At 51.2% G+C, this 26,532-nt stretch carries 24 protein-coding genes and 1 other annotated feature; of the genes, 8 read left to right on the top strand and 16 right to left on the bottom strand.

All coding sequences use genetic code 11. The features are described 5' to 3' along the window. Nucleotides 1–269: 269 nt before the first annotated feature. From JUF13_RS13375 to JUF13_RS13365, 3 genes are all read right to left on the bottom strand, one after another. Nucleotides 270–356 carry a type I toxin-antitoxin system Fst family toxin gene (locus tag JUF13_RS13375; protein ID WP_203640087.1) on the bottom strand — a complete coding sequence of 29 codons (87 nt, stop codon included), beginning with the start codon at nucleotides 354–356 and terminating at the stop codon, nucleotides 270–272. 322 nt (nucleotides 357–678) lie between these two features. Continuing rightward, nucleotides 679–2,070 carry an asparagine--tRNA ligase gene (asnS, locus tag JUF13_RS13370; protein WP_203640085.1) on the bottom strand — a complete coding sequence of 464 codons (1,392 nt, stop codon included), beginning with the start codon at nucleotides 2,068–2,070 and terminating at the stop codon, nucleotides 679–681. Between the two features lie 382 nt (nucleotides 2,071–2,452). Further along, the gene (locus JUF13_RS13365) at nucleotides 2,453–3,205 is read right to left on the bottom strand and encodes an HAD-IIB family hydrolase (RefSeq protein WP_203640084.1); all 753 of its coding nucleotides are present in this window, start codon (nucleotides 3,203–3,205) and stop codon (nucleotides 2,453–2,455) included. A 358-nt stretch (nucleotides 3,206–3,563) separates the two neighbouring features. On the opposite strand from JUF13_RS13365, the gene JUF13_RS14570 reads away from it, so the two are divergent. Then, complete coding sequence (locus JUF13_RS14570) at nucleotides 3,564–4,133, top strand: C40 family peptidase (RefSeq protein ID WP_308439886.1); 570 nt, start codon at nucleotides 3,564–3,566, stop codon at nucleotides 4,131–4,133. 93 nt (nucleotides 4,134–4,226) lie between these two features. Here JUF13_RS14570 and JUF13_RS13355 read toward each other — a convergent pair whose 3' ends face one another. The 8 genes from JUF13_RS13355 to JUF13_RS13320 all read right to left on the bottom strand — a co-directional run bounded on the left by JUF13_RS13355 (nucleotide 4,227) and on the right by JUF13_RS13320 (nucleotide 13,531). Beyond that, nucleotides 4,227–5,594 (bottom strand): M20/M25/M40 family metallo-hydrolase, encoded by a 1,368-nt coding sequence (locus JUF13_RS13355; protein WP_203640083.1) that lies wholly within the window; start codon nucleotides 5,592–5,594, stop codon nucleotides 4,227–4,229. 562 nt (nucleotides 5,595–6,156) lie between these two features. Then, nucleotides 6,157–7,779: a peptide ABC transporter substrate-binding protein gene (locus JUF13_RS13350; RefSeq protein ID WP_203640082.1), complete on the bottom strand. Its 1,623-nt coding sequence runs from the start codon at nucleotides 7,777–7,779 to the stop codon at nucleotides 6,157–6,159. Between the two features lie 84 nt (nucleotides 7,780–7,863). Then, nucleotides 7,864–8,101 (bottom strand) — a binding site (T-box leader). A 74-nt stretch (nucleotides 8,102–8,175) separates the two neighbouring features. After that, nucleotides 8,176–9,087, bottom strand: coding sequence for an anti sigma factor C-terminal domain-containing protein (locus JUF13_RS13345; protein ID WP_203640081.1), 912 nt, complete (start codon nucleotides 9,085–9,087; stop codon nucleotides 8,176–8,178). Further along, entirely contained in the window at nucleotides 9,084–9,560 is a 477-nt protein-coding gene (locus tag JUF13_RS13340) for an RNA polymerase sigma factor (protein WP_203640080.1), read from the bottom strand. Before JUF13_RS13340 ends, JUF13_RS13345 begins: the two co-directional genes overlap by 4 nt. Before the next feature lie 187 nt (nucleotides 9,561–9,747). Beyond that, the gene (locus JUF13_RS13335) at nucleotides 9,748–10,062 is read right to left on the bottom strand and encodes a hypothetical protein (RefSeq protein WP_203640079.1); all 315 of its coding nucleotides are present in this window, start codon (nucleotides 10,060–10,062) and stop codon (nucleotides 9,748–9,750) included. Further along, nucleotides 10,059–10,649 (bottom strand): nucleotidyltransferase family protein, encoded by a 591-nt coding sequence (locus tag JUF13_RS13330; RefSeq protein ID WP_203640078.1) that lies wholly within the window; start codon nucleotides 10,647–10,649, stop codon nucleotides 10,059–10,061. The genes JUF13_RS13335 and JUF13_RS13330 overlap by 4 nt, the downstream gene beginning before the upstream one ends. 115 nt (nucleotides 10,650–10,764) lie before the next feature. Continuing rightward, a complete protein-coding gene (locus tag JUF13_RS13325) occupies nucleotides 10,765–12,150 on the bottom strand; it encodes a class II fumarate hydratase (RefSeq protein WP_203640077.1) in 1,386 nt (461 codons plus the stop codon). An 886-nt stretch (nucleotides 12,151–13,036) separates the two neighbouring features. Beyond that, nucleotides 13,037–13,531 (bottom strand): alcohol dehydrogenase, encoded by a 495-nt coding sequence (locus tag JUF13_RS13320; RefSeq protein WP_125765602.1) that lies wholly within the window; start codon nucleotides 13,529–13,531, stop codon nucleotides 13,037–13,039. Between the two features lie 216 nt (nucleotides 13,532–13,747). Between JUF13_RS13320 and JUF13_RS13315 the strand changes: the two genes are divergently transcribed. Further along, the gene (locus JUF13_RS13315) at nucleotides 13,748–14,119 is read left to right on the top strand and encodes a DUF1304 domain-containing protein (protein ID WP_203640076.1); all 372 of its coding nucleotides are present in this window, start codon (nucleotides 13,748–13,750) and stop codon (nucleotides 14,117–14,119) included. Between the two features lie 455 nt (nucleotides 14,120–14,574). Here the strand turns inward: JUF13_RS13315 and JUF13_RS13310 are convergent, their stop codons facing one another. Then, a complete protein-coding gene (locus JUF13_RS13310; RefSeq protein WP_125765600.1) occupies nucleotides 14,575–14,754 on the bottom strand; it encodes a hypothetical protein in 180 nt (59 codons plus the stop codon). A gap of 389 nt (nucleotides 14,755–15,143) precedes the next feature. Between JUF13_RS13310 and JUF13_RS13305 the strand changes: the two genes are divergently transcribed. Next, on the top strand, nucleotides 15,144–15,593 hold the full coding sequence (locus JUF13_RS13305) for an OsmC family protein (protein ID WP_203640075.1): 450 nt from the start codon (nucleotides 15,144–15,146) through the stop codon (nucleotides 15,591–15,593). Between the two features lie 62 nt (nucleotides 15,594–15,655). Here JUF13_RS13305 and JUF13_RS13300 read toward each other — a convergent pair whose 3' ends face one another. Both JUF13_RS13300 and JUF13_RS13295 read right to left on the bottom strand, forming a co-directional pair. Continuing rightward, nucleotides 15,656–15,829: a hypothetical protein gene (locus tag JUF13_RS13300; RefSeq protein WP_164511371.1), complete on the bottom strand. Its 174-nt coding sequence runs from the start codon at nucleotides 15,827–15,829 to the stop codon at nucleotides 15,656–15,658. Between the two features lie 60 nt (nucleotides 15,830–15,889). After that, entirely contained in the window at nucleotides 15,890–16,333 is a 444-nt protein-coding gene (locus JUF13_RS13295) for a MarR family winged helix-turn-helix transcriptional regulator (protein ID WP_125765598.1), read from the bottom strand. 188 nt (nucleotides 16,334–16,521) lie between these two features. On the opposite strand from JUF13_RS13295, the gene JUF13_RS13290 reads away from it, so the two are divergent. The 5 genes from JUF13_RS13290 (at nucleotide 16,522) to ppx (ending at nucleotide 24,015) form a co-directional block, all read left to right on the top strand. Further along, nucleotides 16,522–17,121, top strand: a complete 600-nt coding sequence (locus JUF13_RS13290) for a DUF5067 domain-containing protein (protein WP_203640074.1) — start codon at nucleotides 16,522–16,524, stop codon at nucleotides 17,119–17,121. Nucleotides 17,122–17,540: 419 nt separating this feature from the next. After that, nucleotides 17,541–18,362 (top strand): LicD family protein, encoded by an 822-nt coding sequence (locus JUF13_RS13285; RefSeq protein ID WP_203640073.1) that lies wholly within the window; start codon nucleotides 17,541–17,543, stop codon nucleotides 18,360–18,362. 1,025 nt (nucleotides 18,363–19,387) lie between these two features. Further along, entirely contained in the window at nucleotides 19,388–20,917 is a 1,530-nt protein-coding gene (locus tag JUF13_RS13280) for a Ppx/GppA phosphatase family protein (protein ID WP_164511370.1), read from the top strand. A 2-nt stretch (nucleotides 20,918–20,919) separates the two neighbouring features. Then, a complete protein-coding gene (locus JUF13_RS13275; protein WP_236002705.1) occupies nucleotides 20,920–23,079 on the top strand; it encodes an RNA degradosome polyphosphate kinase in 2,160 nt (719 codons plus the stop codon). Then, nucleotides 23,080–24,015 (top strand): exopolyphosphatase, encoded by a 936-nt coding sequence (gene ppx, locus JUF13_RS13270; RefSeq protein ID WP_203640071.1) that lies wholly within the window; start codon nucleotides 23,080–23,082, stop codon nucleotides 24,013–24,015. It abuts the gene before it with no gap. Between the two features lie 112 nt (nucleotides 24,016–24,127). Here the strand turns inward: ppx and JUF13_RS13265 are convergent, their stop codons facing one another. Both JUF13_RS13265 and JUF13_RS13260 read right to left on the bottom strand, forming a co-directional pair. Further along, entirely contained in the window at nucleotides 24,128–25,327 is a 1,200-nt protein-coding gene (locus JUF13_RS13265; protein ID WP_203640070.1) for a hypothetical protein, read from the bottom strand. A gap of 95 nt (nucleotides 25,328–25,422) precedes the next feature. Continuing rightward, on the bottom strand, nucleotides 25,423–26,322 hold the full coding sequence (locus JUF13_RS13260; protein ID WP_203640069.1) for a hypothetical protein: 900 nt from the start codon (nucleotides 26,320–26,322) through the stop codon (nucleotides 25,423–25,425). Nucleotides 26,323–26,532 lie beyond the last annotated feature (210 nt).

Below are 26,532 nucleotides of genomic sequence, written 5' to 3'. Positions count from 1 at the left end.
GTTTCGAGAAAAATCACTAAGTTCTGGCATTCATCTTGCGATTAAAATCGCAGGTTTTCTGCTTAGTCCTTAATAAAAAAATCACTGCTTTTTGAGTATGCTTTTCGAACAAGCAGCTTATTTCCCGAATACGTATATTATATGTTATACTCTAAGTACAAAAAGATTTTGGAACATTGAGTTCACCAAAGGCCCTGACTATGTGGCGTAGTCAGAGCCTTTTTTATACGTCTATGTAAATAAACGGGTGGGTTCGAAGTTACCTAAAACTACCTATGCCGCCTACGGTCTAACCAGTCCATAAATAAGGCAACTAGGATGCCAACAACAAGTGGCGCAAAAAGATTTTGAAACATGAGAGTTCACCTCCCCACCGTTGCTAGTGTGGGTTAGGCAACCTCTCTATTATCAGGTATGACAACTAGGATTGCAATGCTTTACGTTGAAAGTGGTACAAACGTCCGAAGACGCATCAATATCTACAGGTTGAAATAACTTTTTTAGAATCAACCTTGTACTCTTTGAGTCAGTACGCCACTTTGCTACCGATAAATAACTCGTTAGCAAAGTGACTAACAGGTTTTCTTCCACACTCTTGTCACCCAACGACAAAAGGGCCGCCAACCGCTATTTCTAGCGGCTGTCAGTCCTTTTCGATTTCACTAAATTTCAAAAAAATTAGAATTCAGCGTTACCTGGGGTCCGTGGGTAAGGGATCACGTCGCGGATGTTTTCCATCCCCGTCACGTACATCAGTAACCGTTCGAACCCGATACCGTAACCGGAATGTGGCGTTTCGCCGTACTTCCGCAAGTCAAGGTACCATTGGTATTCTTCTTGTGGCAAGTTGTTGTCCTTGATCTTCTGGGCCATTTCAGCGTGACGTTCCTCACGTTGACTCCCACCGATCAATTCACCGATACGTGGAACCAACAAGTCAGCGGCGGCAACGGTCTTACCGTCGTCGTTGTCGCGCATGTAGAAGGCCTTGATTTCTCGAGGGTAATCCGTCAAGAAGGTTGGACGCTTGTAAACCTGTTCACACAGGTAGCGTTCGTGTTCGGCTTGTAAGTCGAGTCCCCAGTAAACAGGAACGTCGAACTTAACGGGTGCCTTTTCCAACTCTTCAATGGCTTGCGTATAAGTGACTTGGGCAAACTTTTCGTTGGTCGTTTGGTGTAAACGGTCTAACAAGCCCTCGTCAACGGCGCCGTTCAAGAAGTCTAACTCATCCTTGGCGTTGTCTAACAGGTAGTTGACCACGTACTTCAATAACCCTTCGGACTCGTTGATGACGTCTTGCAGGTCGGCAAAGGCCATTTCTGGTTCGATCATCCAGAATTCTGACGCATGCCGCGCCGTATGTGAGTTTTCTGCCCGGAAAGTTGGGCCAAAGGTGTAAACGTCACGTAAAGCTAAGGCAAAGGCTTCAACGGGTAATTGACCACTGACCGTCAAGTTGGTTTCCTTCTTGAAGAAGTCTTCGTGGTCATCGACCTTGCCATCTGCCGTCTTAGGCAGGTTGTTCATGTCCAGCGTGGTTACCCGGAACATTTCCCCGGCCCCTTCACTGTCACTACTGGTGATGATTGGCGTGTTCACGTAGGTAAAACCGTGACCTTGCAGGTATTGGTGAATGGCAAAGGCTGCCAATGACCGAATCCGGAAGACCGCGTAGAACGTGTTGGTCCGTGGCCGCAAGTGGGCCATGGTCCGCAAGTATTCATAGGAATGCTTCTTCTTTTGCAGCGGGTAATCGTTGTCGGAAGTCCCTTCCAACGTGATGGACTTGGCGTGAACTTCTAAGGGTTGCTTAGCGTCTGGCGTATAAACGACCGTCCCAACAACTTTAATTGTTGAGCTCAGTGGTAACTTCGTCAGTTCTGCATAGTTTTCAATGTCACTCTTCATCACGATTTGGGCATTCTTGATGGTTGAGCCATCGCCGAGTTCGATAAAGCCAACCCGCTTAGACCCCCGCACCGTCTTCACCCAACCGTGTAAGACAACTTCTTCACTTTCGGCAAAGTGTGTTTCGCCGAATAAATCTCTGACTAACGCTTCTGTCATTTGTATTCTCCTTCTCTGAGCACTAAAAAAAGACCCAACATCCCCATAATCAAGGGACGAAAGATCTTTCCGCGGTACCACCCAAATTGTTTTAGTAACCAAAACCAACTTTAAATAAACGTACTATCATACGTTCCGCTTGATAACGTGGCGGATCACGGCGCGGCCTACTCTCGAAATTTCAGCCGGCAACGAAAACGGGGTTATCCCCACCTGACGAGTGACTAAGCTCTCACTATCCTTAGTTCGCTAACCGTCGTAGCAGGCTGGGCGTTGGCCGTTTTTATTGTCTTTAAGCTTATGCAACTGTTGTCAGATTAGCACAAGTTGCGCCGAGTTACAACTGAAATTTCTCGGTGCAGCTTAAAAAGGCGTGCGAAATCTAGGCCAATCGGGCAATCTGTGTCGCCACCGCTTGACTGGTCGGCTGACAGGTGACGGATGCCAGCTGGCCCAGGTGCGCCAGTTGGGTTTTGCTGTTCACCCAGACAATGGTACGCGCGCCGGCCAACATTTCCAGGTCATTTTGATCGTTGCCAAACGCGATGTAGTCGGTCACGCCCAGGTGTTGTAGAGCAGTGGCTTTGTTAATATCTTGGGCCGTAATGTCTAAGTTGCCCTCCCCGGCATAGCTGACCACCGCTAAGCCCTTCCGAGCGGCCAACGTGCGGGACAAGTCAGTGGCCTGGCGCGGCGGCAATCCCAGGAGCACCACCTTCACGGCCGTGGTAATTTCTCCTAAAGAGACCCGTTGTGCCAAGTGAGCCGGATCAATCCGTTGGGCAAGGGGATGCGTTGGCGTGACCCGCGCGGCGTAGTCCCAGCGACCATCGACCACGTAATCCAAATTGGCCTGGGCAATGACCCCACGGAGCCGGTGAAAGTCTGCCGTCTGAATGGGCGCAACGACTTCAACGCGGCCATTCTGCACCACGAGGGCCCCGTTGGCACCAATCAATTGAACGTGCTTAAACCCCGGAATAATCGGCATTAAATCCCGAATGGGCCGTGCTGAAGCAAAAATTATCCGGTGGCCCCGTTCCACCAACGCCTGAATGCTGGCTAAAATTTCCGCTGCAATCGTTTGCCCATCAAAACTCAAGGTGCCGTCCACGTCAAATACAAAGGTCTTCATGCCCACTACCCCCAAAATATTAAGTTGATAAGCTCAATCCTACCATGGATAGTGGACCCTGCCTATCACATTCGTCACCACCCATTAAGCGAATTTGCGACCAATTTGTCTGACGTAACTGCCATTTTCACCAGCGAATTGTTCCAAATTTTCAGCGATTCACACGCTTAGTGACTCACCGGCTCAGCAGATTTCCGCGTAAAAGATTTCCAACGACTGACATCCACCGTTACTGAACTGTCTTAATCTGTAACCCGCATGAGACACCCCCGCAACCTTTAATCCGTATACTCGAAAGTGTCGTTAAGGCTTTCACCGTTTATCAATAATAGCCTCCGACAAATACTTAACCATTGGAGTGACACTTATCACTATTCGAACGCGTCTCATACTCAGTACGCTTGGTGCCAGCGCCCTGTTCTTTGTCGGCACGACCACCACGGCCTCGGCCCACATGACGGCCCAGGCGCAACCGGCTACTCAGACTAGTCAGGTCGCCACGACGACTAGCCAACCAGCCCCATCCGCGACCACCTATGCCCATACGACGGCTAATTCGTCAGCGGCTACGACCAGCAATGTTGCTAGTGGCAATGGTCTGAGCACCGCGCTAGCCATCGCCAATAGTGGCACGCCCTACGTTTACGGTGGCAACACGCCAGCCGGCTTCGACTGCTCCGGCCTGGTCCAATACGCCCTCGGGTTAAGCGCCCGGACGACCACGCAGCAGGCCACTCTGAGCACCCACCACTACGACGTGGCCAACGCGCCCGCTGGTGCAATCCTGTTCTGGGGTTCCGACAGCCAACCGTACCACGACGGCCTATCGCTGGGTAACGGCTCCTACGTCGCCGCACAAAACCCAACGGACGGGATCGGCGTCTTCAACCAAACCTACTTCCAACCCAGTTTCTACGTAACTCCTTAACAACACGTTCAACATTAACACGTAAACGCCAAAATGGCCCGGGACAGTGATTGTCTCGAACCATTTTGGCGTTTTTCTTCTACCTAATTTTTCTTAAGTCCGACCAAATGCCTGCAACAACTGTGCCGTGTAGGCCACGTCCTGCTGGTAATCGGCGACCCGCACGTTTTCGTTGGGTGCATGGGGACCCGACCCCGCCCAGGTGGACCCGAAGGCCACGATAGGCGTGTGTAAAGCCTCATCAAATGGCGCCTGTGGCCCGGTTCCAGCCGCATTGGGTACCAATTTCACGTGGTCCCCGTAAACTGCCTTGGCCGTGGTCAATGCCGTTTGCACGAAGGAATCAGTCAAGTCTGACCGGAAGGGTTTTTCACCCAGTAAATACGTGACGTGGACGTCGTCGAAGCCGTTACGATCCAGCTGAGCCTGAATCAATTGGGCAATCTTATGTGGCTCCTGGTTCGGCACCAACCGACAATCCAGCTTGGCCTTGGCAAACTTAGGCAGGACGGTCTTGACGCCATCCCCCTCGTACCCGCTGGTCAGGCCGTTGATGGTCATGGTCGTTGCGTTGACCAGTGCCGTCGTTGGTTCACGCGTAACCAATGGCCGCTTCAACCCGAAGTTCTGACGAGTCGTTGCTTCATTGAAGGCTAACTGGTCCGTCGCCTGTTGTTCTACGGGCGTCAAGGCGCGCACGTCATCGTAGAAGCCATCCACTAACACCTCGTTGTTTGGCCCCCGCAACGATGCTAGTGCACGGGTCAGTCGCCAAGCCGCGTTGTCCGCGTAGGCCGCCAACGACGAATGCAAGTCGTTATCGGCCGTTCGGACGCTGACCTCAAAGCTCATGATGCCCTTCACGCCACAGGTGACGTTGAAATTTTCGTCCGCATCCTTGCCGCCGGTCTCCCACACCACCACGTCAGCCGCTAAATCCGCTGCGTGTTGCCGCACCATTGGTTCAATGTGCCCACTACCAACTTCTTCTTCACCCTCGACGATAAACTTCAAGTTACAAGGTAGGCCGCCACTATTTTGCAGGGCCTTGACCGCCGATAACCGGACCATCAACTCACCCTTGTCATCGGAAACGCCCCGGGCAACGTACTTCCCCTCAACCTCTGTGAGGGTAAAGGGTTCCGTGTGCCATTCATCTAAGGGTTCCGGTGGTTGCACGTCATAATGGTTGTAGAACAACAGCGTCTTGTCCGCGTTGCCGGTCGGTCCGGCGGCAAACGTCGCGAACACAAAGGGATTGCTCCCAGCCACGTCCCGCCAAACTTCCACATTGGCGCCTAACTTCTGAAAAGCCTGTTCCAAAAACGCCACCGTCTCGGGGATCCCCCGTTTCTGCGCGGAGACCGTTTCCAAATGTAAGTAGTCCGCCAGTCGTTGCCGATCCTCGGCTAGGGCCTGATTGACGGCATTCTGTAACGTTTCTGCTGCTGTATCTGCCATGAAACCACTCCTTCGATATTTTTTGGTTTAAACTGTTTTCTTACTACGCCTCCGGGCTGGTGAAAACTGGGCCGTGGCGCTGTGGGCGAACGCCCGGAGCCATAGAACGGTCTCCGGGCTTACTTTGAGCCGAAAATCACGTCTCAAAGATATCAGTTGCCTAAGCGGTAAACCGCTAAGGCAACTCCCACGGCTGAGCCCATTTTCACCAACCCTGCGGCTAACATCGGTTTAACCCACAACTAGCGAATCCATCAATCTATTCGTTGGTTGTCTTGTTACATTCATTGTAATACCCATCAATAACCTCAACACGGAATCAGACCAGCCAGCACACGACTGGCAATCATCCACCAACATCAGTGACCAGAGGTGGGTCAAGGCTGGCCTGCTGTGTCAGTCATCTTGGCTGAGGTTTCTCACTCAGCTTAGATGACGGGACGACCTTTGAGACCGGGCTTCAGGCTCAAAGTCGAGCTGGAAGACCGCCTCCCAGGCTGGAAGCGTGCCCCACAGCCGGGCAACCTTGAACCCACCGCCGGGAACGGACAATTAACCCCCGTTATTTCCAGTAAGCGTAGCGGTATTGGGCGGCGGTGCTGAAGGTGCTGTACTTCACGCCCCCGACCTTGTCGCTGACCAGGTTGACCTGAGCTTGTTGGTACAGTGGGTTGAAGACGCCCAGCTTAGACAGCCGTTGACTGGCTTCCTTCAAGAGTGCAAACCGCTTCTTGGCGTTGGTTTCCGTTTGGGCAGCCAGCATCAATTGGTTGTATTTCTTATCCACGTAGTTCGAGAAGTTGATGGAGTTGCCCTTCATGAACAGGTCAAGGTCGGTGGTTGGGTCTGGTTCATCCCCGGTCCAGCCGAACGTGGAAACGTCAAAGTTGCCCTTGAACATCTTGTTGATCTGTTGCGTCAGTGGCATCGAGGAAATCGTGACGGTCAGCCCCGGCATATCCTTTTGCCATTGACTTTGGATGTATTCGGCCACATTTTTGGAGCCGTCGGAATCGTTGGTCAGAAGCGTGATGTTAAATTTACCCCCGCCCAATTCCTGCTTGGCCTTGTTCCAGAGTTGCTTGGCCTTGGCATCGTTGTGTGGCGTGTAGTTCCCGGTGCTGACGGCGAAGTCCTTGCCGTTGTTCGGGTCCTTGGCAACGCCCTGGGCCACCATGTTCTTCAATGGAACGGAGCCATCCTGGTTGACCTTGGTGGTTAATTCTTTCCGGTCGATGGCCAGGCTAGCCGCGCTCCGGAAGTTTTGGTTGCCACCCAACTTCGTCTTGGTGTTGAAGTATTGGATGGACACGGCCGTCGTTAACGTCTTGCGCATCTGCTTCTTCAGTTTGGCGTTGTTAGCCGTCCCAGTGACCGTGGTGCCGGAAATCTTGGTTTCTTGAACCTTGCCGGCGGCGAATAACTTTTCAGCCGTCGAGTCGGTCTTGACCACTTGCACGTTGACCTTCTTGATTTTGACGCTCTTGGCATCGTAGTACTTGTTGTTCTTTACGTAGACCCAGTTGTCCTTGGTCCCGTTCCACTTTTTCAGCACGTAAGGCCCATTGGCCACAACGCGATTGGAGTTGGTCCCGTACTTGGCGCCGTACTTTTTAACCAAGGTCCGGTTGACGGGCAGGTATTCGGTCGCCGCTTCGTAATTGAAGGACGGGTTCTGGCGGGTCAGGTTTACTTGTAATTTGTATTTGCCCAACGCCTTAACGCCTAACGCGGACGGTTGTTTCGTGCCCTTCTGAACGGCATCGTAATTCACAAATGTGGCAAACCGGTTGGCGTATTGCGCCTTGGTCGTGGGATCAACCTGCCGGCGGAAAGACTCGACGAAATCCTGGGCCGTGACTTGGTCGCCGTTGCTCCATTTGGCATCGTGGCGCAGCGTAAACGTATAGGTCTTCCCATTGTTCGTGGGCTTCACAACTTTGGTGGCAATCGCTGCGACCACCTTACCGTTATTGTTCTGGCGATATAAGCCTTCAGTGGTCTGTTTCATCATGTAAAATGAGTACGCATCCGTGGCCTTATTGGGGTCAGCCGTTTGTAGCTCGGCTGGCATGGTGACGTTCAACGCCTTGTTCTGGTTGGTCGCCGACTTGCTTGACCCACAACCGGCTAAGGTGCCAACCACCATTAGTCCCAACAATCCTAATCCAAATCTCTTATCCATCGAATCCCTCCAAACTTTTCATATTCTGGTAAGCCTTTAGCTGCCGTGGTAAAAAAAGAGCACCCTCAACAGAATTTTACTTCTGCTAAGGGCGCTCAACGCGCGGTACCACCTCATTTACGACCTTAAGTCGTCACTTAACGGACTGCCCGGGACAATCCGCTCGCACGATAATGGGTGCCACCAACGCGGTTACTAGAAAAATTTTCTTCACCACTTCACTCCGAAGTGATTTTCGACTGGGGGCCTGTCTCCCCTCACATCAAACGGGAGTCGCTGGTCAGTGCCGCACCAATCTAATCGTCTTCATCAACGCTAATTATTTACCTGCAATCTAGCTTGAAGATAAGATTAGACTTTGATGAGAAATATGTCAAGGAATTTTTAATCTAATTTTCATTTTATACCCGTGTCCGGCTGAAAATAGCCGACAGAGCTGGTTGCGACCCACTTCGCTTGCGTCAGGGGTTTAAACGCGGCACTCTTCCCAGTCACGATCACGCCGGCAAATTTGGCCTGATCCAGCTTGGGGTAGCGTTTGGCAAAGTGGTTGGCGTAGGCGAGCACGTCAAAATTGTTATACGTCATCCCACTCGCAGTGGACAGGGCCTCGTGACGGAACCACCGATAATTTTCTGCAGTGAATTTGGCCTGGCTAGCTCCCTGGAAGCCGACAAAGTTATTGTCCATGATGGTGGCGTCGGCCTTGCCGGAAACGCCGGCCCAGTACCAGTTGGCGTGGACGCCGGCCGGCAACTTGGCGTTAATTTGCTTCAGGGTCAGGCGGTGATCAAAGGTCAGAGCGACCTCGGCCAGATAATGCTTCTGTTGCACGACCTGCCGGACCTCGTGGGCGCGCTGAACCTCGGACTTCTGCCGATTAACGTTGTAGAAGAGCGGAATTTTGTGTTGGGTAATGCGGTCATAGGCCGCCGTGTCGCTGATGTCCGTGGCATTTGAAAAACCGCCCCCGCGGCCCAGCAACCAGGTATACGGCCCCCGATTGGCGGACCAATTCTCGTGGGCCCCGTCAATGTCCTTGTAGCGGTGACTGACCACGGTGCCCCCAAAGAAATCGCTATTTTCTAAAAATTGATCACTGATTTGAATGTTGGGGGATAGCACCGCGTTGATCACATCAAACGACCGGTTGATCTCATCGGATGCCTGCTTGGCTCTGACCCTGGTCATTTGCACAAAGGCCAGTCCCCCACCGACCATGATCACCAGAATCAAACCAATGGTGATGCCCCAACGGCGCCACTTGACCCGGCGCGCTAACTTCTGAAATTGTTGCTCCTCATTCATGCTTCCTCACTCCTCAAAATTTTTTCCAACTTGCGATAAACGCGTTGCAGGCGCATTTTCACGGCTGCCGGGCGAATCCGTAACTCCTGGGCAATGGCGGCCATCGATAGCTCCTGATCGTACCGCAACAGTAACAAGCGGCGTTCCTTGGCCGACAGTTTCGCCAGCGCCGGTCCCAAGGAATCTTCGACGGGTGGTTGCCGGGTCACCATTTCCGGGCGTAAGTATTTCTCGACCAAATCTCGATAACGCTGGTCGCGCCGATACTGATCCAGGTAGGTGGACCAGGCCACCCGGTATAGGTATGGCCGCAGCTTGTCCGGCGGCAAGACCAGCTCCATTTCCAAGACCTTCACAAACACGTCTTGCACGATGTCCTCCGCCGTCTCCCGTTGTGCCCCGCGGCTGATCAGGTAGCGCTGCAGCTCGACCGCCAGTTGCGTGACTAATTTTTGATACGCTTGTAGCTGCATCCTGCTGCCTCCCCCTCTCACTGAGATAACGAACAACTCGCCCAAAGGTAACGTTTTTTCTGAAAAAAGTTTCTCTAGCCGCATTATACCGAAAGTTGGGGATGACTGAAATGTAGGCACATAAAAAGGCCAACCCGCTAAGGCTGACCTTTTTATTTTTAAATCACGATTTATCCACTGACATCAGCTACATGCCCATGACACCCATGCTCTCGAAGCCATCTTTAGACTGAACTTCAAGCCGTTTCACAAACACCTCTAAATCTTCAATTGGCTCGACGTCTCTAAAGTATGGATCCATCTGCTGGACGGAATCAAAGCCAGCGCCATCTGTGCCTAAAACGTGCACGCCCCAGAAATAAGCTGGTACGGAACTCGCTTCAAGCACCTCACCCCAAACGCGTTGAATCTCCCGTCCCGAGTCATCCGTGGTCGAAAAATGATAGGCGAATGATCCATCCTTAAACCGCGCTAACGCAATAAAATGCCGATACTTATTCATAGATTCCGCTCCCTTTCGTGTCGTGCGTGTTCCTGATAATTATTCTGCTGATTACGTTGTGGCCAAACCTGAAGTTCCCAAGGGAAATAATAATTTTTGCTTTGAAAATAACAATGAATGGCGTGATAGTTACCATCTTCGCGAACGTAGAATCGAGAAATAATTTTCTGATTTTTAAGTTGCTTCAACAATTCCCTAAATTCATCACTGTCATACAGATCATCCGAAACAATAATTCTAGCACCAAAAAAATCGTTACAGATTTTTGCCACATATCGATGTCTGTTAAGGTTATGAGTTAACTTGATTTGAACCGTCTTAAACGATTTAACCCGGAACTGAATGCCTATCGTCGCATAAACTGATTGGTCTAAGAACGTGCCGACTTGCCGATTGCTACTCAATGCTTTGACGTATAACCACGAAAGTTCGCGCCATTCGTCTGTGTTAAAGTCATCAACATAAAGCTTCTTTAGATTTATCAGTAACCGACTACTGCGAACCTTACCATAGAACGCTGCATTAAACAAATCAGAGGATTCTTGTATTGCAAAAATTACGTTTCCAATCACTTTCAAATTTCTCACGAGAGCTCCTCCATTTTTCTGACTCTAGAGGTTAACTCCGTAAAACATACGCAATTTTTTTAATTAATTTCAAAATAAAAAAGGCCGCCCACTTGGACGATCCCTTCAACATTTTCTATTCTGGTCGGTTCACGTTCGTCATGGCTAACGGATCAACCCACTGATCAAATTGTTCAGCCGTCACGTCACCTGACTTCAACGCCGCCTCACGCAGCGTCCAGCCGTGTTGCTCCGCTGCTTGGGCAATCGCCGCACTGGCGTGGTAGCCGATGTGGGGCGACAGGGCCGTCACCGTCATCAGGGAGCGGTCGACCAGCTCCGTCATCCGTGCCTGATTGACCGTCAGTCCGTGAATCAGTTTATCCGCAAAGCTCTGCATCGTGCCGGTCAGGAGGTCCGTCGATTCCAAAAAGGCGGCAATGATGACTGGCTTGTACACGTTCATTTCAAAATTCCCCTGGGAAGCGGCCACGCTAATCGTGACGTCGTTGCCCATCACCCGCGTCGCCGCCATGGTCAGCGCCTCCGCCTGCGTGGGGTTCACTTTACCTGGCATGATGGATGAACCCGGTTCGTTGGCGGGAATATTCAGTTCGCCATAACCGGCCCGCGGGCCACTCGCCAGGAAACGAACGTCGTTGGCAATCTTCAACAAGTCGCCGGCCAATGTCTTCAACGCGCCGTGCACCACGGTCAACCCAGAATGCGCGGCCAGCCCAAAGAATTTGTTGGTCTTGTCCGTAAAGGGTTGCCCGTAGGCTTGGCTCAGCTGCGTGGCGACCGCCACATCAAAACCAGGTGCCGCGTTCAGTCCGGTTCCCACGGCCGTGCCCCCGATTGGGAGTTCCAAGAGGGTGTCCTGGAGCGATTCGAGGTAGCCGACGTCGTGTTGCAGCATGCTGACCCAGCCGCTGATTTCCTGGCCAAAGGTGAGCGGCGTGGCATCTTGCAAATGGGTGCGGCCAATCTTAACGACCTGCCAGTACGCCGTTTGTTTAGCCGTCAGCTCGGCAATCAAGTGTTGTGTCGCCGCCAATACCGGCTGTAAGGCCATCCGCGCGGTAATCGCCATGGCCGTTGGAAAGGTATCATTGGAGCTCTGACTGTGATTGACGTCATCGTTGGCCAGCACCCCACTGGTCGGGTCGAGCTTGGCCGTCTGATGCGCCAGCACTTCGTTAACGTTCATGTTGGTCTGTGTGCCCGACCCCGTTTGGTAGACGTGAAGCGGAAAATCCCGTTGCAACTGGTTATCGGGCAACGCCAACAGTTGGTCCGCTGCCTGAATAATCAGGTTAGCCTTAGCCTCGCGGACTTCGCCCAAATCACGGTTAGCCACCGCGGCGGCCCGTTTCAGCTGAATCAACGCTCGAATCAACACCAGGGGCATCAAGGGTCCAGTCGTAAAATTGTGCCGGCTGCGTTCCGTTTGCGCGCCCCACAAGGCGTCGGCAGGCACTTTGACGGTGCCCAGCGTATCTGCTTCTTCTCGATAGGTCATTGTTTAATTTCCTCCCAAAAAAGTCTTTCTCTGGTGAATGTGCACAGCTGCCCGTCGTTCCCGCCGGCGAGTTCAAGGTTACCTGCTATGGGGCCCGCTTCCAGCCTGAGAACCGGTCTTCCAGCTCGACTTTAAGCCTGGAAAAACACCAGTCTCAAAGGTCGGCCCATGCTCTAAGCCGAGAAATTCACTCAGCTAAGACCATCGACACAGCTGGCAACCTTGACTCGCCTCTGGTCACTAACCTGGCTTGTGCCCATTCACCGACGCAATAATTTTCCACTGTGGTTACGTAGCGCCATTAACTCTAAACAACTCAATGCTCACCATTTTAAGTTGCATCAAGCTTACCATGTTTTTCTCAAATACACCGCATATTTCCACAAGCAATCTGGCAGCAAAAGAATTAACTGTTCTCAACTGACTCACAGAAATTAGGAAGCACAGAATTTTTATCTGCTAGCTAACCGCAAAACAGTCAGAAGCCCTTATAACACACGCCTACTTTCAACGCGCACAGAACTAAAACAATTTCAACTTACAGGGTTGGTGAAGATGAGCCAGTTGTGGGAGTGACCAGAGGTGAGCCAAGGCGACCAGCTGTGTCGGTGGCCTTGGTCGGAGTCCCTTCCCGACCTAGTCCACGGGGCAACCTTTGAGACCGCTCCCCAGGCTCAAAGTTGAGGTGGAAGACCGCCCTTCGTCTGGAGCCGACCCCACAGCAGGGCCCCTTGAGCTCACCGTCGGGAACGGACGCGACGCGACTCATCTTTACCATCCCTGCGGCGACAATTGGTTTGGTTCTAGTGCACCAAAAAAGTCGTTCCCGACTGATCGGGAACGACTCATTTTGGCTTCTATTTCTTTGCTGGTTAAGCGTGCTGATTTAACCTTCAGCGGAGGTCTTTAACTTCAATTCGTCGTTTTTAGCCAACTGTTTCTCAGCCTGTTTCCGGGCATCAACAGCATCATAAAAGTCGGTAAAAGTCTGGTTTAAAATGTAACGGCCATGGTAGAATAGACGTGCAGCCCATTTGCCAGAACGCTTGTCGAAGCTGACGCCGATAACCCCGGAAATGTTCCGGGAGCTAATCTTTGTCAAGGCCGCAACGTTGCTACCATTCACTAATGGCAGGTTCATGGCGTTACCAATTTGCTTACGGGTCCGGGGATCCTTGGTGAGCCGGTCTTTACTAACATCTCGCCGGTAACACCCACAGCTCACGGTAATCCCGTGCCGCAACCGATAACTATCAACTGTGACCAGGTTGCCACAGTTACATTTACACAGCCACGTCGCGTTACCATTCTTGGCCGTGCCGTCACGACGAATAACCGTCAGTCTGCCGAATTGTTGTCCACTTAAGTCTAGGAGTCTCATGGGAATTCCTCCATTCATAATTTCAAAAGTCTTGGTGTGACGCCATTCTCCCCGTGAATGACCCAGGTGTCCTGGTAAATTTATCCTCACTTAACTATTCTACACGCCAAACTAAAAATTAGCTTAAAGTTGCAAATGTTTTTGTTCTGAATGGATGATTACCCACACCGTTATCCATTACCACTATACTAACTCAGATAGAAGAAGGCAATTATAATGATTATAATTTTAACATTCTTAATTTATTTTGTCGCGGTTGAACACCTCGTGATTATGGGCTTGGAAATCTTTGGTAAACCTGAACAACAAGCCAAGTTATTCGACATGCCCCTCAGCTTCGTCAACCAGGCTCCCGCCAAAGCCGCCCTCGGCAACATGGGTATCTACAATGGCATGTTGGCGGTCGTCCTGCTCGTCAGTCAATGGGTGCTCACCGGTCAACCCCGGTTGATCACGACGGCCCTGTTACTGGTCTACATTGTGATAGTTGCTATTTATGGAAGCCTCACCGTAAAAAAGTCGATTTTTTGGCTCCAAGGAATGCCGGCATTAGTGACGTTTCTCGTTTTACTAACGCAATTCCTTTAAGTGAATCTTTAAATTTGAGGTTTACAGACCCCCGTGGCAACGTTATAATAAGAGTACATATTCAGGTGAGAGCCTGCCACGGGACTTCAATCGTTGGAGGAGTTAATTGACATTTAGCCATTATTAACACCGTTGAAGCCGTACACATACTTCTATTCTGCTGGTTGTGTCCGACGTAACTAGCTTTTTTATTACCTAAAATTTCAAAAAAAGACCAAGTCCCTCATTTCGGGCTTGGTCTTCTTAGTATTTAGCTAACTTACATGTGGCTGGCCGCAATCCACAGCATAATCATGTGGTAGATCACGTCCGCCATGATGCCGATGAACAACCATCCACTCAGGTAATAAACATAATACATCATTGGACGTTTCATCTTCTAGCCCCCTAATTCGTCACAGCGTACCACGAATTACCGCGTACCTAGTCAAAAAGGGTTTGGTAGCCCCAGTTACCTAACTAACTGCGGACGTCTCACGCCGTTGGGCCGCCGCAACAATGGCTTTTTGTTCTGCCACGGTTGCCGCAAACTGTTGCATCATTTTCTTCTCGACCACCTCGGCGCCATGTTGTTTCGCGCGCCAGGTAATCATCTGGAACTTCTTGCGTTCATCTAATAGCTGTTCGTTTAACATTTGGCTCCCCCCAAACTGTTCGCCAGTGTCTGCTACTTAATGACTACATTATAAACATAAAATCCGGTGTGGTCTACCCCCGTTACGCAATTATTACAAAACTTTTACATAAAACCGTTTACGTCATTTCCCCGGATTAGCGGGCTTTTGCCTAACGTTTACTTTCGTGATAATCCGCATTTCAGACCATTTAATCTATAATTGGTATGGTTGCCACGTGCAAACGGTTGAACGCTTGTCCCACCTTGACTTGCCGTAATTGTTTAATGGCTTAACCGTCATTGGTTTAGCCATTAGGAAAGCCCTTACACTTACGTGGCGTTTCCGTTGTTTTTTCGTCTTAATCGGCGTAATCTAGGGGTAGACTAGACGAAAGAAGGTAATTCTTTTTGGCCATTGACCGTAAAAAATTCCCACCCCGCTACCGGACCGTTGCCAACAACGACGATGGACTGGAGAGCCATTCTTATGTGCCAGGTGGATTGGACGTTTTAACCACCGATCCACTCTCCGACCAGCCGGGCGCGAACCCCGAACAATTCGTTGGGCTGGCTCTGAGTACCTGTCTGAACGCCACGCTGGAAGCCATCGAGAAACGTAAAGGAATTCCCCACACGTCCCAGGTCCACACGATTGTGGAAATGGCACGTGACAAGCGTGGGCTTCAATTTTACGTGACCGCACAGGTTCGGATTCCCGGTGTCGACCAGGCCACGGCTGAGTCCATGGTAGATCTCGCCGAACGCCGTTGTCCCGTCGCCAAACTAATGAGTGGCAGCGACAACGTCCACGTCGAACTGGTAAAAGAATTCTCACCCGTTGAGGCGGTTGTGGATTAATCCGTCAAAAAAATGGACCACTCGCCCTGACACTTTGTCGGGAGCGTGTGGTCCATTTTTAATTAGCGCCGGCCCAGATGCCGGGTCAGCCGGTCCCACCACGATCGTTTCACGGGTTCCCCGTACACATACGACCGTGATTGGCGTGGCGACCGCTTGGCATCGTGGTCATCATCCATGAAGACAATCTTGCGCCAGCGCTTCTCTTCCTCAGTACTCATGCGCTTTTTGCTCATTGGCTCCATTCTCCTTCTCCATCGCAAATTCTCCGGTGGTCAAACGTCCAAGACGTTCACTTACTTTTTCATGCGGGTAACCTGACTGAAATCTCGAATAAAGTTCAGGATTTCGTGAGCCCGCTCATCACCGTAAACGTCGACCCACCCCTGGAAACGGTGGTTGATCCGTTGCCGGATTGCCTGTTCAGCTTTAGTGCCAGCTGGCGTCGCCAAGAGATACAGCCGCCGCCGGTCATTTTCATCCGGCTGCTGTTGTAAGTAGCCCTGCTTTAACAGGACCTTGATCTGACGAGAAATTGCGCTGCGCGTGACCTGCCGCTTGCTGGCAATGTCCATCAACGTGACGTTCTCGTTGCGCGTGATTTCTCGCAAGATCAAATACTGTTCAAATGACAAATGAAACGCCTTAGCTGGTTCGGAAACAAACTCATCTAAATACTTCAGCGAATTCATGTAGACGTCGATAAATGCGTCTAACAAAGGCTCTTCTTGCTCAGCCATGATTACCCACCTACATTTCTCAAAATACGATTTTTATCTTAGCATTTACGCCCGGCAAATACCAGCTTTTTCCTACCCAATTAGGCGGTTGTCCGCCCCGTCCTATGCTAAAATGAGGGTAGCGGCTCCCCATTTTCAGTGGCGAGCCACCACAGTTCTAATTTTTCACTTTCGAGGGGGAAGTTTCCATGTCACACGTCAAATTAATCGCCGTGTTGGGGAGTGTCTTGTTGCTGGCGGGATGCGGTGCCGGTAATAAGTCCGCGGCCAAAACGCCATCCAGTCAACAGGAACCCGCCAGCAGTCGGTCGCGTCAGTCATCGTCAGCGCAGTCCAGCCACACCAAGTCATCGGCTAGCGCCAGTTCCAGCACGGCTAGTGTTACCAAGACGGCCACGTTTAGCAATCAGACCTTTACCATTAAAAACGTGGCGTTCAAGCTGACCGGGTCCAAGATCACGGCCAGTGCCACGGCCAATCGCAACCTATTTGTTCTTTATTATACCGTAACGAACCACCAGAACACATCAATTATCCCGAGCGACCTCTGGCAAGCCGCCGTGAGTGCCACGCAAAATGACCATAAGTTGGGCACCGGCAATCTGGCCTTCACCACCAGCCAGACCAGTGATAACAACAAGTTGAACCGTACCGTGATGCCGGTTAAGGCTGGGCAGTCGGTTAGTGGGCTGGCGATGTTTGAGCCCAAGGGCAGTCAGACCATTACGGTGACGTTCAAGGATACGCACGGTCAGACCGTCCACACCAGCACTTACCCGGCGAACTAGTATCTTCGCCTCCGGGCTGGTGAGAATGCGTCTGGCTACATCCGTTCCCGACGGCGAGCTCAAGGAGCCCTGCTGTGGGGCCGGTTCCAGCCAAAGGGCGGGCTTCCACCTCAACTTTGAGCCTGAGGAACGGTCTCAAAGGTTGTCCCATGGGCTAGGCTGGGAGAATACCCCAGCCAAGGCCATCGACACAGCTGGTCGCCTTGGCTCGCCTCTGGTCACTTCCACAGCTGACCCATTTTCACCAGTCCTGCGGCCGACACTAGTTTAACCGTGAATTCTGTGCTGTGTTCCGTTCCTTGTCGTTCTGCTCACAGCAGTAATTAGCAACGAATAACAATCTGTCACCGTGCCCAAAATTATCAAACATTTTCAGTTTTGTTACCCGAATCTATTTCAGCGCCAGAAAGGAATTGCCTATGCCGAGTTTAATCGAACGCATTCACCAAGTTGAGCTGGGGAATCTTGCCCAGTTTGCGCATCTGTGCCAGCAACTAGACCTCCCCTACTTTTTAATGGGGGGCTCACTTCTCGGCGCGATTCGCCATCAGGGGTTCATTCCCTGGGATGATGACGTGGACGTTGGCCTGCTTCGTGCCGACTATGACCGGTTCTTGGCCGCTGCGCCCGACCTGCTTGCTGGTAGCCATTACTTTCTGCAGACGCCCACTAGCGATGAAAATTACGCACTGAGTTACGCCAAGCTACTGGACCGCAACACCTACATTGAAGAGAAACGCAACGTGAACAACGCGCGAAAGGGCATCTTCATCGATATTTTCCCCTTGGATCGGATTCCCACGGATGTGACCGCTCAGCGTGAGCAGCTTGGGAAATTCCAGCTACTGAATACGCGAATCCTCCTGCAGTTGCGCTACCACCTGGTGGACAATCCCCTTCGGAAACTCCAGAGCCCGCTCAAACCTGAACAGGTCACCGCGGTCAACGAGTTGAAGGCCCAGCGGGAAACCGTCATGACCCAGTACCAAGACGATGAGGCCCTCCCTCAAGTCAAAAATTTAGCGTCCCAATACGCTTATGACAAGGAAATCTACAGCGTTGCGGAACTGACTGACCTAACCCCCGTGCCATTTGAGCAGTTAACTGTTCAGGCGCCGACGCAATATGATACGATTTTAACGCGGCTATACGGCGACTATCACGAATTGCCACCGGAAAACCAGCAAACAGAAAAACATCTCGACCTAGTCATCATGGATAATCAATTATTTACCGATTAAATTAAAGCGTTATCAATGGATTATCCCCCTGACAAACCAAGTCAAATCTCGAAGTTTTTCACATTATTTTTGCCCCCAGCAACATGGTCCAGACCAATTTTAGTATAATAAACACAATCTGTGACAATAACTAAAGTGGTAAAGTGCAGGTTCGGTTAGCCTATTCATCTGTATCAATGAGCCATTCGTTCAGCGGCCCACAAGGTTTGCTGGAGTCCAGTAGCCACAACAGAAAACCGTTACCAACACACAGAACGGACCACACGATTGGGGTTAAACCGTGTCAGCCGCAGGGCTGGGAAAATGGGCCGGTCGTGGAAGTGACCAGAGGCGCGCCAAGGTGTCCGGCTGTGTCGCTGATTCACCATGCTCCAGAATCTGACTCAGATTGTCAGTCCCCAGCAGGCACAACATAACTCTGCTGCCAAAACACGGAACGGACCACATGATTGGGGTTAAACCTGTGTCAGCCGCAGGGCTGGTGAAAATGGGCTCAGCCGCGAGAGTAATCAGAGGGGCGCCAAGATGCCCGGCTGTATTCTCAGTAGCCACAACGGAAAACCATTGCCAAAGCACAGAACAACCGCATGATTGGGGTTAAACCGTGTCAGCCGCAGGGCTGGGAAAATGGGCCGGTCGTGGGAGTGACCAGAGGGGCGCCAAGGTGCCCGGCTGTGTCGCTGATTCACCATGCTCCAGAATCTGACTCAGATTGTCAGTCCCCAGCAGACACAACATAACTCTGCTGCCCAAAGCACGGAACAACCACTCGATTGGGGTTAAACCTGTATCAGCCGCAGGGCTGGTGAAAATGGGCTCAGCCGTGGGAGTTACCTTAGCGGTTTTCCCGCTTAGGTAACTGATATCTTTGAGACGTGAACTTCGGCTCAAAGTAAGCCCGGAGACCGCCTTATGGCTCCGGGCGTTCGCCCACAGCGCCACGGCCCATTTTCACCAGCCCGGAGGCGCTGCCAAAGACCTGTTTAACCCAAAACCAAGAATATTGAAGAAAGTAGATGAATTTTATGGCTGATGATTATTTTGGCGCTATGCTCGTAAACGTGTCCAGTATTGAATTGTCGATTGTGAACCTTAAAACCGGCGCCCAGACGGAACGGGTCAAATCGGCCGTCGCCATTGGGGAAAATATTTACAACCATGAAGAAATTAGTTTTGAAACCGTGGGAGACGCCGTCGAAGCGTTGCGCGGTTTTCTCCAAATTTTAAAGGACTACGGCGTGACCCGCTATAAACTGTGGGGCTCACAGGCCCTCTCGTCGGCACCCAACGCCGAGTTCATGCGCGATCAACTCTACGTGCGGACCGGCCTGCACATCGAATGGCTGTCCCTGGGCGAGGAATCCTTCGTCCGCAACGAGGCGATTGCCCTGAAGTACGACCGCTACCATCACCTGGTCAAGGACCACGCGGCCATCATCGGCATGAACTCCGGGAGCACCACCCTGTCCTTCTTTGCCCACGACGACCTGATTGCATCACACAACATGAAGCTGGGCCCGATTCGGATCAAGGAAGTCCTGCAAACGCTGCGGGCCACCGCGCCCAACCCAGTCGACGTCCTGGACGATTACATCAATAGTAAGGTCGATGACTTCTACCGTTTCTTGCCGGAAGAATTTCAAACGACCCAAAACCAGGTGATGTTGATTGGGGCCGCACCACTGAACACCTACTTCATCCCCAAGGGCGACGTGAGTTACACGCTGTCCGTTAAATCGTTTAATAAATTCTGTAATGAGGTCGCTGGGGCCTCCAACCAATACTTAATGGAGCGACTCCACCTGACCGAGGAAAACGTGGAAATCGTCTTACCCGTGGTCCTGCTGGTTCGGAAGCTCCTGACGGTCGTACACGCCGAGAAGCTCCACCTGGTCAACCTGAACGTCCTAGACGGCCTGACCACCAACCAGGCCATCACGGCGGGCTATCACAAATACCATTTCGAAGACCAAATCTTAGCCGCCGCTAACGACCTGGCCGACCGGTATCGCGTGGAACCCAATCACATGGAATTGGTCCGGCGCTTTGCCTTGCACCTTTTTGATCAATTAAAGCCGCTGCACCACCTGACGCCACGTGACCGCCTGTTACTCGAGGTCGCCGCCATCGTTCACGATATTGGGGGCTTCATCGACACCCACGAACACTACCTGCACTCGGATTACGTGCTCAAGGAATCTGAAATTCTGGGATTGTCGACCGAGGAAACGCAGATCATTGCCGCCGTTTCCCGCTACCACAGTACCCGGACGCCCGCCGAAGACCTGGCCCATTTCCGCCAGTTAGACAGCGACAAACGTGTCGTGGTCGCCAAGCTCTCCGCCATCTTGCGGATTGCGGACGCCCTCGACGATGCGCATCAGCAAACGATTCAGCGCATCTCCGTCTCCGTGCGGACCAACAAGGTCGTCATCACGGCCTTCAGCGACGACGAGCTCTCACTGATTCGTTGGGCCTTTAACTACAAGGCCGATTTCTTTACCGACGTCTTCGGCCTACAACCAGTCTTAAAACAGAGGAGGTTACACAAATGACCCTGGATTATACAAAAGCAAAATATTACACCAACCGGGAACTCAGTTGGCTAGATTTTAACGACCGGGTCCTGGAGGAAGCCCGTGACAAGGCCAATCCGTTACTCGAACGCGTGCGGTTCCTGGGCATCACTCAGAGCAACGCGGACGAGTTCTTCATGGTCCGGGTCGCCTCGCTCTCGAAGCTGGCCGCGGTCAACTATCCTAAGCCCGATGCCTCTGGCATGACGGCCGAAGATCAACTACTCGCGGTCAACGCCAAGGCTCACGACCAGGTCGTTAAGCAATACTCCACCTTGAACCGGATGCTGCTGCCGGCCCTCGCTGCGGAAGACATTCACATTTTGACGCCCAACGAGTTGACGCCGTCACAGACCCGTTTCATTGAAAAATACTTCAACGATGAAATCTCACCCGCCCTGACGCCGATGGCGGTGGACAGCTCACGGCCGTTCCCGTTCATTGGTAACAACACGTTAAACATTGCGATGCGCCTGTACAAGGACGGCGACAAGAAGGATAAGCGCTTCGCCACCGTGCAGGTCCCAGAGATTTTCCCACGGACCGTGCGTCTGCCGGGTGCTGGCAACGATTTCATCATGTTGGAAGACATCATCAAGACCTTCATCGGCAACCTGTTCATTGGCTACCAAGTCAAGGAAGCCGCCAACTACCGGGTCATCCGGGACATGGACTTGGACGTCGCCGAAGAAGATACGTCCGACCTCCTGAAGGAAGTTGAACAACAACTGAAGAAACGGGAACACGGGGGTGCCGTCCGCATGGAAGTCGAGGCCGGCATCAGCCAGTCGCTGCAGAACCGCCTGGCCACCTCCATCAAGATTGCCGACTACGCGGTCTACGAAATTGGTGGGCCCATCGACTTGACCTTCCTGTCGAAATTGACCAAGCAGATCAGTGGCCACGACGATGAAAGTTATCCGAAGTTTACCGCCGCCCGGACCCCTGGCCTGCAGCATGACGATGACGTCTTCAAGACCATTCGCCAGCACGACGTCTTGGTACACCACCCGTTCGACGATTTCGCCGCGGTGACTGAACTGATTCGCCAAGCCGCCTGCGATGACGGCGTACTGGCCATCAAGATGACGCTGTACCGGGTCTCCGCCAACTCCCCGATCATCAAGTACCTGGGGAACGCCGCCCAGAACGGCAAACAGGTCACGGTTCTGGTCGAAGTTAAGGCCCGTTTCGATGAAGAAAATAACGTCCACTGGGCTCAACAACTGGAAAAGATGGGCTGTCACGTCATCTACGGTCTGATTGGCCTGAAGACCCACTGTAAGCTGACGCTGATCGTTCGACGGGAACCCGACGGCATCCGGCGCTACATGCACATGGGAACCGGGAACTACAACGACGTCACCGCTCACTTCTACACCGACCTGGGACTGATGACCACCAACACGGACATGGGCATCGACGCCTCCAACATCTTTAACATGTTGTCCGGCTACTCCGAACCGCCCTACTTCCACCAGCTCCACATGTCACCCGATGGCATCCGCAATTTTATTACGGCTAAGATTGATCAGGAAATTGCCAACGCCAAGGCCGGCCAACCCGCTTGGATCGAAATGAAGATGAACTCCTTGTCCGACTCGGCCATGATTGCCAAGCTCTACGAGGCGTCCAACGCCGGCGTTAAGATCAAGCTGATTGTCCGGGGCATCTGCTGCTTAAACGTGGGCATCCCCGAACTCAGCGAAAACATCGAGGTCCACTCCATCGTCGGCCGCTTCCTGGAACACAGCCGGATCTACGCGTTTGCCAATGCCGGTGACCCGCAGCTGTACCTGTCCAGTGCCGACCTGATGACCCGGAACCTGAATCGGCGGGTCGAGTTACTCTTCCCAATTTTGAAAGACAACCTGCGCGAAAAGGTCTTTGACATCTTCTCAACCTTGTGGCACGATAACGTGAAGACCCGGGTGCTCACAGCCGACCGGACTTACACCCGCGTCGACCGGCGGGGCCTCGAACCCCTGGATGCCCAGGAAACCTTCATGGCCCAGGCAACGGCGAAAATCAAAGCGAACGCGACGCACGCCCCACAGGACAGCAACGCGCCGCACCAATTTAAACCGATGTTAAGTCCTAAGAACCAACCAAAATCCCCTATTGATCGGAGTCTTGACTAAATGGAAAACTTAGTTGTCATCGACCTGGGTTCCAACTCAGTGCGCATGACCATTAGTGAAATTGACGAAGCCGGCAATCACCAGACCGTGGCGGAAGAAAAGCGCTACGTCCGGTTGTCGGAAAACATGGGTGAAGAGCAGCTGCTCCAACCTGCGGCCATTGAACGGACACTGGCGGCGTTAGCGGAATTTAAGGCCATCTATGATAAATTAGCCGACCCGCAGATTACCGCGGTCGCCACGGCAGCCGTGCGGCAGGCAGCCAACCAGAAACAATTCTTAAAGCAGGTCAAGGACCAATTTGACCTCGACTTCGACGTCATCTCGGGGGCGACGGAAGCCCGCTACGATTACGTCGGCGTGGTCCACACGCTACCCATCGTGAACGGCTTGATTGTCGATACCGGTGGTGCCTCCTCCGAGCTGATTCTGGTGGAAAATCGTCAGATGAAGCACGTCGTCTCGATTCCCCTGGGCTCCGTGACCCTGTCACAGGCCTACCTGGAAAGCGACAAGGTCCAGGCGGACTCCTTATTCTCCGCCATGACCTTCGTTAACAACGTCTTCAACGACGTCTGGTGGCTACGTGAGGCAGCAAACCTCCCCGTCATTGGCCTGGGCGGCGCCAACCGGACGCTGGCCAAGATCAATCGGCGGAACAAGAACTTCTTAAACGTCGAGGACGTCCACGGCTACAAGCTCACGGCAACCGACGTCTACAATACGTTGACCCAGTTGTTAGGTCTCGACCTGGCTGGCCGTAAGAAGGTGCCGGGTCTGTCCAAGGACCGCGCCGATATCATCGTCGGTGGCCTAATTCCGGTGGCCCTGTTGATGCGGCTACTGGATTCACAACTGATCACCTTCTCCAACGCCGGCCTACGGGATGGTATCCTGTATGACCGCATTGACCAGATCAAGGCTGCGGTGAAGTAAATTTACTGGACATTAAAATCCCAACCATTTCAGAATTTTCTGAGTGGTTGGGATTTTTTGTGCTGTTTGGTTGCTTGGGTGTTCAGTTACCACTTACTCCTCCAGGAGGTGGTTACTTGAAATTAAAACTTGATAATGGATACGTCATAATGTGCTTGTACTTATGCGTGTTAAACTTCACTCGGCCACTACGATAAACCGTTGTCGTTGCCATCCCATCATAGCCATAGGTAATGACAGTAACCAATTTAGGATTCTTGACCGAATAGAAATTTGCCCGGGCGTTATCTGTTTGCAGGAAAAGATGTCCCGCCTGATAATGTGTCCGCAATTTTTTACGATTAGTAATTGTTTTCCAAGGTTTTCGGCGGTACGTATAGACAGTCAGCTTAGTCGCTTGTCCCTTATGAAAGTTGATTTTAGAAATTCGATTATCCATCCCCGTGACTAAAGCTTTGGCAATATGGTGCTGCTTATCACGTAAAATGTAAGCTCGCTGTGGCATCGACAGACTTTCATTGGTTGTCACCCGATTACCCGTAGAACGGTTGCTTTGCACTTTCTTAGTCATTGTTTCGTGCTTCTTAGGCTTCAAGAATTGCTTACCCGGATCACGATACTTTCCAGCCACTAACGATTTAGAATTTTTAAAAGTCCAGCCTAGCTTTTGGCCATTAGCCCGTTCTAAGAAAATATAATGCGAGCCGTTATACCTAGTTACTTCCTTGGTCGCATACAATTGCTCCGCGGCCAATCGATCAAACACTCCTGAAATGTAGGTATAGTGGACTGTGTAAGGTGGTTGATTCCAAATTCGGTGAATATTCGGATCAGCAACGTAATAGGGCCGCTTATGCTTATACGTTTTGACATCGTGCACCGTTTTAATTCTCTTCATATCGCTTGCTTTTACATAACCAACGTCCGCAAAGTCAGAAAAATTATCGATTGTCTGAGGACCATGAACACCTTCGAACCCGCCAGATTCATAGGTAACCATGTGGTAAAACGTCCCCTTTGACGTGACATACTTGTTCGTTGCCCCAAACGTCTCACCTCGTTCAGTTACATAGTACGCAGACACCCCAGATTTATCACCAAACACTTTTAGACTTCGATAAAAGTGGAGTTTTTTATTAGCTATTTTATACGCCACATCGATGTTTGGAACCGTACTTTTCTTGATTTGGCCTACTTTAGAATTTGTTGGCACAAACATGCTGGCCGTCGCGTTCTCACCAGAATTCACGTTTGATGCACAGCCGGCAACTACTAACGCTAAGCCCAAAAATAAAAATATTCTGCTCTTCATATTTGACCTCTCCCCAGACCGATTTTAAAATACGCAACATGTTTCTCGCTCGCAACTCTCATCGATACTCCGAAAGACCATACGCTATAAGATAGCTACTTGAAATTAGCGTATGGATAAGTCAGCACATCCTTATACGGACTCGTACTAAACTTAACCGCTCCATTACGATAAATGATTGTCGTTGCTGTTCCATCATAGCCAATCGTCTTATTCCGTAAGAGTTTTTTGTTCTTTTGAGAATAGAAGAACGTCTTAGTTGAAGGCGTATCAATATAAATATGGTGCGCCCAGAAAGAATGTCGCAATTTCTTTTGACTTGTAGTTGTCTTCCATGGCTTACGCCGATACGTATAGCTAATCAGCTTAGTTGCCTGACCATTCTTAAAGGTGACTTTAGTTGGTCGGTTATCCATTCCCATAACCAATACCCGTACGATTTTTCCCTGCTTATTTTTGACAATGTAGGCCCGCTGCTGCATGGATAAGCTATCATTAATTCCCACACGGCTCTTAGTGGATTTTACTGATTGCACATGCGATTGTAATTTCTCACTCTTTTTCTTCTTAAGCAACTGCTTACCCGGATCCACAAACTTCCCTTTGACTAGGACCTTAGGCGATTTATAAACCCACCCCAACTTCCGGTGCGCCGTCTCCAAATACAAGTAGTGTGAACCGTTACGTTTAACCAGTTCTTTAGTCGCATACAATTGCGTGTGAGATAACCGGTCAAAGGTATGGGAAATGTACGTGTAGTGGACCGTGTAAGCTGGTCTCGTCCAAATTCGGTGATTGCACGGATAGGCTAAATAATAAGGTTGTCGGTGTGCATAAGTCCATGATTGTGTCACCGTTTTTATTGGCTTAACATAATCAGCCTGAATATACCCCTGGTCTTCGTACGCCTTATTTTCTTCAGCAGGCGTCACATCATTCTCAAACCCACCTGAAAGGTAGTTAACCATGTGGAAATAGACACCCTTGGTAGTCACAATCTTTTCAGAGACTCCTAAAGTTAAATCCGAACCGTGAACCGTTTCATAATCTGAATAAAAACCGGACTTCTTACCAAACTCTTTGAGGCTTCGATAAAAAATTGCTTTTTTATTCGATACCTTATATGCACCTGAATTATTCACCAGAAACTCCAAAATCCCCATCAAACACATGATTCAAGTGCTTGATGGGGATTTTACGTTTTC

The organism is Levilactobacillus wangkuiensis (assembly GCF_016861605.1).
GTDB classification, from domain to species: domain Bacteria; phylum Bacillota; class Bacilli; order Lactobacillales; family Lactobacillaceae; genus Levilactobacillus; species Levilactobacillus wangkuiensis.
The sequence above is the reverse complement of the archived record's forward strand: the minus strand, read 5'-3'. Positions and strand labels throughout refer to the sequence as shown.

Bases quoted from the DNA above. Each gene is read 5' to 3' on its own strand.
- JUF13_RS13285 (WP_203640073.1), top strand. From the start codon at position 17,541: ATGCCGAGTTTAATCGAACGCATTCACCAAGTTGAGCTGGGGAATCTT.
- JUF13_RS13355 (WP_203640083.1), bottom strand. From the start codon at position 5,594: ATGGCAGATACAGCAGCAGAAACGTTACAGAATGCCGTCAATCAGGCC.
- JUF13_RS13345 (WP_203640081.1), bottom strand. From the start codon at position 9,087: ATGAATGAGGAGCAACAATTTCAGAAGTTAGCGCGCCGGGTCAAGTGG.
- JUF13_RS13315 (WP_203640076.1), top strand. From the start codon at position 13,748: ATGATTATAATTTTAACATTCTTAATTTATTTTGTCGCGGTTGAACAC.
- ppx (WP_203640071.1), top strand. From the start codon at position 23,080: ATGGAAAACTTAGTTGTCATCGACCTGGGTTCCAACTCAGTGCGCATG.
- JUF13_RS13300 (WP_164511371.1), bottom strand. From the start codon at position 15,829: ATGAGCAAAAAGCGCATGAGTACTGAGGAAGAGAAGCGCTGGCGCAAG.
- JUF13_RS13320 (WP_125765602.1), bottom strand. From the start codon at position 13,531: ATGAGACTCCTAGACTTAAGTGGACAACAATTCGGCAGACTGACGGTT.
- JUF13_RS13295 (WP_125765598.1), bottom strand. From the start codon at position 16,333: ATGGCTGAGCAAGAAGAGCCTTTGTTAGACGCATTTATCGACGTCTAC.
- JUF13_RS13340 (WP_203640080.1), bottom strand. From the start codon at position 9,560: ATGCAGCTACAAGCGTATCAAAAATTAGTCACGCAACTGGCGGTCGAG.
- asnS (WP_203640085.1), bottom strand. From the start codon at position 2,070: ATGACAGAAGCGTTAGTCAGAGATTTATTCGGCGAAACACACTTTGCC.
- JUF13_RS13265 (WP_203640070.1), bottom strand. From the start codon at position 25,327: ATGAAGAGCAGAATATTTTTATTTTTGGGCTTAGCGTTAGTAGTTGCC.
- JUF13_RS13375 (WP_203640087.1), bottom strand. From the start codon at position 356: ATGTTTCAAAATCTTTTTGCGCCACTTGTTGTTGGCATCCTAGTTGCC.
- JUF13_RS13290 (WP_203640074.1), top strand. From the start codon at position 16,522: ATGTCACACGTCAAATTAATCGCCGTGTTGGGGAGTGTCTTGTTGCTG.
- JUF13_RS13365 (WP_203640084.1), bottom strand. From the start codon at position 3,205: ATGAAGACCTTTGTATTTGACGTGGACGGCACCTTGAGTTTTGATGGG.
- JUF13_RS13350 (WP_203640082.1), bottom strand. From the start codon at position 7,779: ATGGATAAGAGATTTGGATTAGGATTGTTGGGACTAATGGTGGTTGGC.
- JUF13_RS13280 (WP_164511370.1), top strand. From the start codon at position 19,388: ATGGCTGATGATTATTTTGGCGCTATGCTCGTAAACGTGTCCAGTATT.
- JUF13_RS13325 (WP_203640077.1), bottom strand. From the start codon at position 12,150: ATGACCTATCGAGAAGAAGCAGATACGCTGGGCACCGTCAAAGTGCCT.
- JUF13_RS13335 (WP_203640079.1), bottom strand. From the start codon at position 10,062: ATGAATAAGTATCGGCATTTTATTGCGTTAGCGCGGTTTAAGGATGGA.
- JUF13_RS13310 (WP_125765600.1), bottom strand. From the start codon at position 14,754: ATGTTAAACGAACAGCTATTAGATGAACGCAAGAAGTTCCAGATGATT.